At 45.4% G+C, this 445-nt stretch carries 1 protein-coding gene; it reads right to left on the bottom strand.

Features of this window, described 5'->3' with window-relative positions:
- On the bottom strand, positions 1-445 hold a 445-nt coding region (locus HC175_RS18700), incomplete at both ends, for a 1-acyl-sn-glycerol-3-phosphate acyltransferase (protein ID WP_209310096.1).

Here is a 445-nt window from a genome sequence, read left to right as displayed (position 1 = left end):
AGGATCCCATGGCCTGTCAACGATCCTGCGTTCATCGCGGTAGGTGGAAACCTCTCCGGCCGGGAAGATCCCCAGGGGTTTTCCATCCCGCAGGTGCATAATGGCTTCTTTAATTCCTTTGGTGCTGCTTTGTGCCTCCTTATGCTCTTCAAAAGGATTCACCGGCATGATGTAAGGTTGAATGGGCTCGATACGTTGCAGCAGAAAATTAGCGATCACCTTGAAATCTTCCCGTTGAGAAAGTAACAATTTCAAAAGGATCATCCCATCAATTCCGCCAAGTGGATGGTTGGAAATAGTAATAAATGCTCCGGATTTTGGAATCCGCTTTAGGTCCTCCTGCGGAATTTCAAAATCGATTTCAAAAGACTTCAGAAGAGAATCTATGAATTGAGGTGCCGGTAAATGTTTCCGCTTCTCATACTCCTTATTGATTACAGAAAGC

Source organism: Salinimicrobium oceani, from assembly GCF_012037645.1.
Note: the sequence above shows the minus strand (reverse complement) of the source record. Positions and strands in the feature narration are given on the sequence as shown.